8 protein-coding genes are annotated in these 10026 nt (G+C 33.7%); 1 reads left to right on the top strand and 7 read right to left on the bottom strand.

Going from position 1 to position 10026, the window contains the following annotated elements:
- Positions 1 to 138: 138 nt before the first annotated feature.
- The 7 genes from B2R82_RS06515 to B2R82_RS06485 form a co-directional block, all read right to left on the bottom strand.
- Positions 139 to 1419, bottom strand: a complete 1281-nt coding sequence (locus tag B2R82_RS06515) for a hypothetical protein (RefSeq protein ID WP_286924083.1) — start codon at positions 1417 to 1419, stop codon at positions 139 to 141.
- 755 nt (positions 1420 to 2174) lie between these two features.
- Positions 2175 to 3224: a 2,3-butanediol dehydrogenase gene (locus B2R82_RS06510; RefSeq protein ID WP_286924082.1), complete on the bottom strand. Its 1050-nt coding sequence runs from the start codon at positions 3222 to 3224 to the stop codon at positions 2175 to 2177.
- Between the two features lie 143 nt (positions 3225 to 3367).
- The gene (locus tag B2R82_RS06505) at positions 3368 to 3967 is read right to left on the bottom strand and encodes a nitroreductase family protein (protein WP_286924081.1); all 600 of its coding nucleotides are present in this window, start codon (positions 3965 to 3967) and stop codon (positions 3368 to 3370) included.
- A gap of 467 nt (positions 3968 to 4434) precedes the next feature.
- The gene (locus B2R82_RS06500) at positions 4435 to 4908 is read right to left on the bottom strand and encodes a DUF4358 domain-containing protein (protein ID WP_286924080.1); all 474 of its coding nucleotides are present in this window, start codon (positions 4906 to 4908) and stop codon (positions 4435 to 4437) included.
- Positions 4909 to 4929: 21 nt separating this feature from the next.
- The gene (locus B2R82_RS06495) at positions 4930 to 6069 is read right to left on the bottom strand and encodes a DHHW family protein (RefSeq protein ID WP_286924078.1); all 1140 of its coding nucleotides are present in this window, start codon (positions 6067 to 6069) and stop codon (positions 4930 to 4932) included.
- A gap of 36 nt (positions 6070 to 6105) precedes the next feature.
- Positions 6106 to 7512: an MBOAT family O-acyltransferase gene (locus B2R82_RS06490; protein WP_286924077.1), complete on the bottom strand. Its 1407-nt coding sequence runs from the start codon at positions 7510 to 7512 to the stop codon at positions 6106 to 6108.
- An 80-nt stretch (positions 7513 to 7592) separates the two neighbouring features.
- A complete protein-coding gene (locus tag B2R82_RS06485) occupies positions 7593 to 8282 on the bottom strand; it encodes a GDSL-type esterase/lipase family protein (protein ID WP_286924076.1) in 690 nt (229 codons plus the stop codon).
- A 583-nt stretch (positions 8283 to 8865) separates the two neighbouring features.
- Here B2R82_RS06485 and B2R82_RS06480 point away from each other — a divergent pair.
- Positions 8866 to 10026 (top strand): sensor histidine kinase, encoded by a 1161-nt coding sequence (locus B2R82_RS06480; protein ID WP_286924074.1) that lies wholly within the window; start codon positions 8866 to 8868, stop codon positions 10024 to 10026.

The raw sequence follows: 10026 nt of genomic DNA, 5'->3' as shown, positions 1-10026 counted from the left end.
TATATATAGCTCTCTTATTTATAAGGGGGCTATTTTTTATGGTTTGTTGACATGCGGATAGGATGTTTATCGATGTCATGGGCATAAGCGGATAAATTAAAAAGACCACTCCGTGATGGGGGTCATAATTGATGTGTCTTATATAGGTGGAAGAGTCCCACCTCCAACCCAAATCGCTGTAATTTGCCCAAGAGCTGTTAAGGTAGCTGTACCGCCCCCAATTGCATTGCCAAACAAACTGCCCACAGAGCCAGCTAAGGAAATACCTGAGAAGCCAGAGCCATCTAACCCAGTAATGGCACCGACGACTGCTAAAGTGATGACTGCGATTTCCTTTGTTAACGGAACTACTGCAGCAAGACCAACACCGAGATCATTGACAATGCCATGAGAGGTAGCGGGTAAATGGTCTCCAATAATTTGTATGAAGCCGGCATCTCCAAGATAGAAGAAAGCGGCAATGGGAATAACGGGCCCAAAAACCTTAAAGCCGAATTGGAATCCTTGAATCAAATAGCTTGTAGTCTTTTCTAGCCCATCTTTTTTATGTGCCACAACACTAAGCAGAAGTAAGATAAAAACAGAGGTCCCACCGATTAAGGCTGTAGCATCTCCACCTTGTAGCTTGAAAACCGACATAGCGATAACATCTACTATAAAGGCGATTGGAATAAGCAGGGCAAAGAAACGTTTTTGCCCAACAGACAGTAAATTTTCCACCGTTGCTTGTTCTGTATTTTCAGATGTTTCATTGGCCATGTTTAGTAGCAAAGTCCCTCGTCTCATATCTCGTCTTAAAAAAATATAAGCAGTAATTGTCGTTACTACGCCCATGGTGATAACGAGAGGGATACTAGCTGAAACAACTTCACCGACTGGAATCCCCGCTGCATCAGCAGTAAGCTTTGGAGCCCCCTGTATAACAAAATCGCTCGATAGTGCAATTCCATGTCCAAATAAATTCATAGCCATCGCAACTCCCAGTGCTGGTAAGCCCGCTCGAATCGCAACAGGCAACAGAACCGCCCCTAACAATGCTACTGCAGGTGATGGCCAGAAAAACCAGGAGATTAACATCATTAAAAGACCAATCGTCCAATAGGCTAGAGTAGGAGTTTTAATGAACTTTGTAAAAGGAGCAATCATGACCTCATTAATGCCAGCAGTCATCATCACCCGGCTCATGGCAACAATAATAGAAATAATCAGAATGGTCGATAACAGCTCTGTAATGGCATAAATAAAGCTATTAAAAACACCACTAATGGATGAAGTTAAATCGCCAGTAGCAACAATCGCAAGCATGAAGATGCCTAGTACACAAATGAGGGTGGTATCGCGACGTTTAACCATAAATCCAATGATAAGCACAATAAAAACAACATAAATCCAATGGAGAGCTGTGAATTCAATCCCCATATGTTTCCCCCTCAATATTCGATCTGATTCTATAGAATATGAAGAGAAAAAAAGTTGGTGATGATTTTGAAAAATTTCGTTTAAGTAGATAGGTAGTATAAATGGATAATTGAAAAAGTATCAATAATATAAAATGAAAGCTATTTTTCTGAAGGGTTTGGTGCAAAAAACCATAAGATTAAGATAAGGAAAAAATGTAATCATTACGTTTGGTATTTCAGCATTTTTAGTAGGTAGTGGACATACTTACGCTAAACAAATTCAGAAAGATGAATCAGTATTATCAATGGAATGGTTCGCGGAAAATGGCGATGGGTAGATGTATTATCCTAGAAGCCCACACCTTCAAGCTATCAAGTAGCGAATGGAAAGAAGGAGTGGAGTGTTGGGGAAATTTCCCTTACCCACTCCTTTTTTTAATTCCTTGTTTAAACAATACAACTCTGTTCAGTTTTATTTCAAAATAAGTAAATCCCTTTTTAGAATGTAAATTGTAAGACCAGGAACTCAAAAATAATCGTCAAAATAAAGTAGCAAAAGCATTAAGAGGTGAATCAGACTGTATTGAACTTCACTTTATTATGCTTTCGCTAACAGTTCCTACTGCTGAGCCTGAAATAGTCTTTCATCACCTAGTTGTTGCCATGTCAAGTATACATAAAAAGGGCATGTTTTGAAAAAAATTCAAAACATGCCCAATACTATTTTTTATGCGGCTACAATAGTAGGAAATCTAATCTTTCGATGGTAAATAACTATTCAGCTTTTACCAAAATTTTAATATGATTTCTTTCTTTTAATAGTCCTTCGAAACCTTCTTCTATGACTTCATCAAGTTTAATACGTTTTGTCACTAATTTATCAGCAGCAAAGTATCCTTGAGCCATTAAATTAATAACAGCTGGGAAAACATCACGGTATCCAATAATACCAGTAAGATTACGCTCTCTTAGCACAAGATCTTGTGGATGAATAGGTGCTTCTTTTTCGAAGATACTAACAACCATAGTTTCACCGTTAAATTTTGTAGAGTGGATGGCCTGTTTTAATACTGGCGGAACACCAGTAACTTCAAATGCAACATCAACGCCACCATTAGTAAGTTTTTGGATTTGTTCTACCGCATCACCAGTAGCAGGATCAATAGCAATTGCACCAAATTCTGCCGCTTTTTCTCTACGTTGCTCAGATAATTCCACAGCATAGATTTCAGATGCACCAGCAGCTTTTAATGCTTCAATTACTAGTAGACCGATCGGACCTGTACCAAATACAGCTGCTTTATCGCCTACTTTTAATTTACTTTGTTTTACTGCGTGAAGTGCTACAGCAGATGGTTCAACAAGTGCCCCTTGTTCATAAGAAACACCTTCTGGTAATTTGTGTAGCATGTGCTCTGGAACAGAAGTGAATTCAGAGAAACCACCGCCGCCTCCAGCAAGACCATAGAAGCCCATTTTTTCGCAAAGATTGTATAACCCTTGTTTACAAGGCTCACATTCACCGCAATTATAGATTGGCTCTACTGCAACACGATCACCAACTTGTACTGTCGTTACACCTTCGCCAACTTCTACAACTTGTCCTGAGAATTCATGTCCCATAACAATTGGTGCTTTATCGCCAGTTAAAGGATGTGGTTGATCTGCTGGTATAAAGATAGGACCTGCTGTATATTCGTGTAAATCACTACCACAAATACCGCACCATTCAACTTTAAGTTTTACTTCGCCTTTTTTTGCAGAAGGCTCTTCAATATTTTCTAATCGTAAATCTTTAGCGTTGTGCCATCTTAATGCTTTCATTATATTGCATCTCCTAACGATAAAATCTATTACAAATCTATTATAGTACTATAATACAAATAGGGGAACTATAATATCTTATTCGAAATTATTAGATTCTTTAATCATTCTGAATAGTGTTTTCTTTCTACTACTCAAAATAATTATTTATAAAACTTTACACGTCCTTCAAGTGGTTGGTACTCTTTTTCACCTGGTTGAGCAACTGGATTACCAAACGGCATTTGCGCAATTAATTTCCAGTCTTCAGAAATATTCCATTCTTTTTTCACTTCATCATCAATTAACGGATTATAGTGTTGTACAGAGACTCCTAGTCCTTCTGCTTCTAATCCAGCCCATACTACTAACTGATGCATCCCTGACGCTTGGTTAGACCAGATTGGGAAGTTTTCAGCATAAGAAGGGAATTGCCCTTGAAGAGATTTAATGATTGACTCATCTTCGAAGAATAATACTGTCCCGTATCCTGATTTAAATGAATCCATTTTTTGTTGAGTTCCTGTGAAATCTCCTTCTCCAACTACATTGCGTAAAATGTCAGTTGTAATATTCCATAATTTATCATGAGCTTCACCTGTTAATACTACTAAACGAGCAGTTTGCGAGTTGAAAGCTGAAGGTGTATGCTGAACAGCAAATTCAATAATTTCCTTAATTCTCTCATCAGATACTTGTACATCTTTATTAATTCCATAGTAAGAGCGTCTTTCTTTTAATGCAGAATAAAATTCAATTGCCATAATGTTTGTTCCTCCTAGTAATTCCTATAAATGTTGAGGTTTCAATATATCTTATATGATGCTACTAATTGTAATCAGTCATTCTGTCAAAATGATAGACAGTACAAGTGAACATTCAATTAATATCTCTATTCAATATATCTCGAGCTCGAGATAATTTTAGTACAAATATATTTTCAAAGTCAAAGCCTATGCTCACTAATATTCTAAGAGCTCCAATTATTTTCACATACTTAAGCCAATAGCTTTAAAAAAACATTGTCAAAATCCCCAGCTATTATCCTCAAAAATTGCTAAATTATACGGCGATAACACTGGAGAACTGTGAATTCAATCCCCATATGTTTTCCCTCAAAATCAAGCTAATTCTAAAGAATATGAAAAGAAAAAGGGTGGTGATGAATGACTTAAGTCCTTCATTCAAGAAAAAAATAGAGAGTGGGGAACACTTTCTATTTTAGTCAATTTTATTTAAGCGCTTTATCAAACGCCTTTTCTATTTCTTCAGAGTCTTTTGAAATAGCTAAGAGAATATAGCTATCTTTTGTTTTCAAGACATGCTTTTCTATTAAGAAATGTTCTTCTGGTAAATAGTTTTTAAAGCTTTTTGATTTTTTTTCGATTCTATTGGAAATTTTCTCTTTCATGTTGTCTACATTTTTCACATCTTTCGCTTTAATCACAGCAATTTCATCAGCTTTAATGTTTGTGGGGGCAGTATAAAGAACAAAGCTTTCAACTTCATCGGTATTTATGTGATATAACTTTTGAAGTTTTTTATGATCTCCTTCTTTCATTTCGTCTAAGTTTGTGGTGTGACCAATTTGTTCTCCTATTTCTGTAGCGGATGGATTCGTTTGTTTTCCTGAACAACCACTTAAAACTACTAGAATAATAGTGCAAACAAAAATAGTCATACCGGATTTTATTAAATTTCTCATAGGGCTAATTCTCCTTGTCGTTTATTCGGATAAGTCAGATATAGATGAATCCTCAAAGAAAGTATTTGCATTGTAAATTAGTAGCATTTCATCGATTTTGTTTTTTTGTATGAATAAATGTAGGCTATCGCTATAGTATCTAAGATCAATCACTTGAATTTCACTAAAATGTGGTAGTAAAAAAGGAAGTAAGGCATTTGCATAAGAATCCTTTACAACTACTATTTTTTTTTCACTCGTATTTTCAGTTGTTATCTTCACTAATGGATGATTTCCGTTGAAAAAGACGGTATATTTATCTTTTTTCTTGATGTTATTCATCTCATAAAGGGTGCTAGAGGTTTTATCTTCATCAACATATTCTACTTTGTATTTGATAGCTTCCTTAGGCTCGTATAATTCAATGCTATCAGGATCTATATGTCGAAAACCTCCTTTAGAATATAGTGAACCATAGAAACTATTAGTAATTTTTTTTATGTTGAATGACTCTTTTTGGGTGGGAGTAAAATTTAAATTTTTACTCAACTCTAGGTAGGCATAATATGCGCCTTTAGTAGTCCAATGATGATCGGTTTTATAATAGATATATTCATTCTCTTTTGAACGCAATGTAGGATATACATCAATAAAATTGATTTTCGTATTCAAGGATTTCTTTACTTTATCAATATACGTAAGCTCATCATCATGAGAAACAAAATTAGGAAGTTTCTTATCTAAAATACTAATTGCTGTAGGAATCAACATTATGTGCTTTTCCACATTTGGATTTGCTAAATGAAAATCATTTATTGCTGCAATTTTACTTTTCACATCTTGATCTTCAGGTTTATTAAATTTTTGAAGTAAAAAACCATTCTTACCGATATATACTCCGTTATTTTCTTTTTTCCCTATTGTTCGATCTATATCAGATTTCATGCCTATCCAAAAATCTCTAAATGCAAACTGGTCAGACATATATGTTTCATAGTGTGAAGTGAATTTTTTATCTAAAAGATTTTGAATAGAGAACGTTGGTAACGGTTCTAAGTTTCTATTCTCTGAATCAGAAAATGATTTGTTTGGAGTTAATAAATTAATACTGAACATGCCACCTATAAATAGCGACAACAAACTCGCCATTGTGTATTTGTATATTTTTTCATACTGATTCAAGCAACTCACCTCTTTCAAACTAAATATAGCTAATACTTAAAATCTAAAATATAGGAATGGATTATATGTGTCGTTTACTAAATATGCAGTTGATAGAACTACTAGTATCACATAAAAGATTGGCATACAAATAGCTCCTGAAATTTTCAACTTTTCTCTTAAATATACAAGTGTCTTTTGGGGGAATGGTGTTGAACAAATTGCTAAGATACAAAATAATGTAAAATTAGTTGTGAGATAATAGAGTGTATTCTTATCCAAGAAAGCAGTTTGATTAAAGCCAAACATTGTTCCAATGAAGCTAATGGCTACTGATAAGTTATCAAATTCAAAAAATACCCATCCAATTAATACGATGATAAGTGTGTACACATGTGCAAAAACATGCATTCTTTTTTTAAGCCATTTTAAAAGAAAAAGCTTTTCAAGTGTTACAAATAATCCAAAATAAAGTCCCCATACAACGAAATTCCAGCTAGCCCCATGCCATAATCCTGTTAAGAACCAAACTATAAACAAATTTCTAAGCTGTTTGAGTAATCCTGACCGATTTCCCCCAAGAGGAATGTATACATACTCTCTAAACCAAGAGCCTAATGAAATGTGCCATCTACGCCAAAACTCAGTGACACTTTTAGATATATAGGGATAGTTAAAGTTTTCTGGCAAATCAAAACCAAACATTTTTCCTAAACCTTGCGCCATAGCTGAATATCCCCTAAAATCAAAGTAAATTTGGAAGGCAAAAGCAATAATCCCAAGCCATGCTGTTAAAATAGTTAGTTCTGACATTGAGGTTGATTTAACACTCGTCCAAAGAAGTCCTATATTATTAGCTAAAAGTACTTTTAGGGCAAGACCTCTAATAAATAGCTCCATTCCTTCGCCAAAACGATCTAATGTTACTTTTCTATGTTGTAATTGGGTTTCAATATCACTGTATTTTACAATAGGCCCTGCGACCAGTTGTGGGAACATCGTTACATAAGTACCAAAAGAAATAATATTTCTTTGTGCAGATACTTTACCTAAATATACGTCTATCACATAAGACATAGTTTGAAATGTATAGAAAGAGATTCCAATTGGAAGAGGGAGAGTGTCAACATGAATATTTAAGTGAAAAATGGAATTGATGTTGTCCACTACGAAACCATAATATTTGAAGAATCCAAGTATTCCTAAATTTATAATGATTGAGTTAATGAATATAGCTTTTGTAATACCCTTGTGACCTCTATATTTGTCTATAAGTACTCCGTTCATATAATCAAATAGGGTGGAGAATATCATAATTACTATATATACTGGTTCACCCCATGCATAAAAAATTAGACTAACTACAAATAATACAAAATTCCGAAGAGCCTTAGGAGATATATAATATAGAAGAATGGCTAATGGTAAAAATACAAAAAGAAAAATTAAGCTACTGAATACCAATATTTGTCACCACCTAAATAATTACACTTTTTTTAAGTACAGTTCCTTTATTAGAACTGTGAATTTTTAGAATATGGACACTACTTAACAGAAATTTTTAAAATATCGAGTAGCTGCGTATAATATTTAGCTTTAAAGTGTACGCCATCTTCATCATGTAAATCAGTGTTTTTATCAAAAATCGGGGATAAATCAATGTATTCTGCTTTTTCAGCTTTTGCTAATTCTTTAAGTTTCACATTATATTCATCAATGTGTTTATATTGTGAAAACTCCTGTAATGCTTTATCAGTAACAGGTGTTACAGATAAAATGTGTATTTTTACATTAGGAAGCTTTTCCTTCACTTTCTGTACTAGTTTTGAATAATTATCTATTGAATACTCAACTGGGTTATCGATTGGATTTCCTTTAAGATCCATTCGCATCAGTAAATCATTAATACCAAAACTCATAAAAATGTGTTCAGGGTTTTTTTCTACTACTTTACCAACATCTTCTTCTACGGCCATAACTGTAACTTTACCTGCGTCAGCGATAACATTTGTATCATCGATTAATTCTTGATAATTAAGTCCCTCTGTAATAGAATCTCCAAAAAATAAACTATTTTTAAAAATAGACTCATACTTCCTACTTTCCGATTCCTTCTTATAAGCCGTATTTTGTGTGATTGTATTCGATGTCTTTTCGGTCCCATTGTCTACACAGGCTACTGAGCACAATGCAATAGCTCCCATTAGTACACAAATAAATATTTTCTTTATCATTTTATTCTTCCTCTCAAATCATATTTTGTAAGCGATCGTCATTGTATAAGCAACTGCCGTTTACAAAACATAGACTAGCTGCTATAGATAAAGATAATGTGCAGATAGGATAGAAATTATTTAAAGAATAGTCCAAGTAAAGAAGAGAACTAAAAATGACAATGTGGTTATCTGTAGAAAAAACATTCAGACGCTAATTTAAATTAGAGACAATAGATATGAAAAAAGGAAGCAAATCTGTTATTACCAACTTGCAAAATAGAAAAAACTATTCTTTCTTATTTTAAAATCAGAACGAATAGCATTTTGTATGTATTGGTTTATTATTAGCTTAGGAAGGAAATGGTCTAATCAAAAAATAAAAAATTATTATTAAAATACACATAATGGATATTTTTCTATAAAAAATGTATCTCTTAAAAGAAGTACAGTTTGCAGATATAGTCAAGTACATACAAATAAAAATAGGGAAATATTGTATAATGTGAACAACAGTACAGTCACTTTATCATCATTAACTATGAGCGGAAAATAATTATTTATAGGAATGGTGGACTACACACCGAAGATAGGGGAATTAAGTATGAAAGCAATAAAAGATCAAAGGAAATGGCATTGGTTGGACTATTTTTTATTTCTAATGCGTACGATATGGTTTGCATATAATGGCAATTCAATATTCATTAGTACGATTGGTTCAGAAAAGTGGATTTTACTTTTATGGGCTAGTTGTTCTTATATAATACCCCATCTATTTTATCGACCTGGGCTTATAAAGTTCCAATATTATATAATGACCGAGGTGTTGTTAACTGGTTCATTGTTTATTTACTTATCAAGTCAGCATGAAATAGCAGTGACTTATAGTTTTTTACTCGTGCCTATCCTAACTGTTGCCTATGCTTGTCAAGTTAAGCCATTAATTTGGTTAGGTCCTTTCTTAGTAGTTGGTACATGGGCCGGCAGTCTTTTCATTAATAAGGATTTCTTTGCACTTTTTATAGACACAATTATTTTTTATGGGATTGGGTTTTGCCTAGGAAGAACGACTATTGTCATTACCGCTAATAAAGAGTTAATTGCCTCTATTGAGGAAAAAAATAAGCATTTGGAATACTATTCAAAAAGGATTGAGGAACTGACGATTAGAGAAGAACGAAATCGAGTTTCACAAGATTTGCATGATACCGTCGGCCATATTTTTACATCAGTCATAACCAGTTTAGATGCCCTTCCTTTTCTATATCAGGCAGATAAAAAAGAAGCAGAAAAAAGTATAAAAGAGATTTCGGATTTAGCACGAAATGGATTGAATGATGTGAGAAAAACAATTCATCATATGTCGCCAATGGACCATCAAACACTTGTTGAATCGGTGCAAGAATTGATTGCTGATTTTATGAAACATACAGCAACAGATATAAAGCTGAATGTTGAAGGGGAAGCTATCAAAGTTAGTGAAAGATTAAAGTTTGTTATTATTCGTTGTATACAAGAAGGGCTTACAAATGCGAAAAGACATGGTCAGTCAACTTTTATTAAGGTAAATATTTCGTTTAAACAAGAAGAATTAATTATTCTTATTGAAGATAATGGAAATGGTTGTGATGAATTGAATTTAGGATTTGGATTACGCTCAATGAAAGATCGAATATCGGCATTAGCGGGGACAGTTACCTTTTATTCTAAATTGAATAATGGTATGAGAATAACGTGTAACATACCAATAGCAAAGGAAGTTTAA

This window comes from Lysinibacillus sp. UBA6686, assembly GCF_002455205.1.
GTDB classification, from domain to species: Bacteria; Bacillota; Bacilli; order Bacillales_A; family Planococcaceae; genus Lysinibacillus; species Lysinibacillus pakistanensis.
Note: the sequence above shows the minus strand (reverse complement) of the source record. Positions and strands in the feature narration are given on the sequence as shown.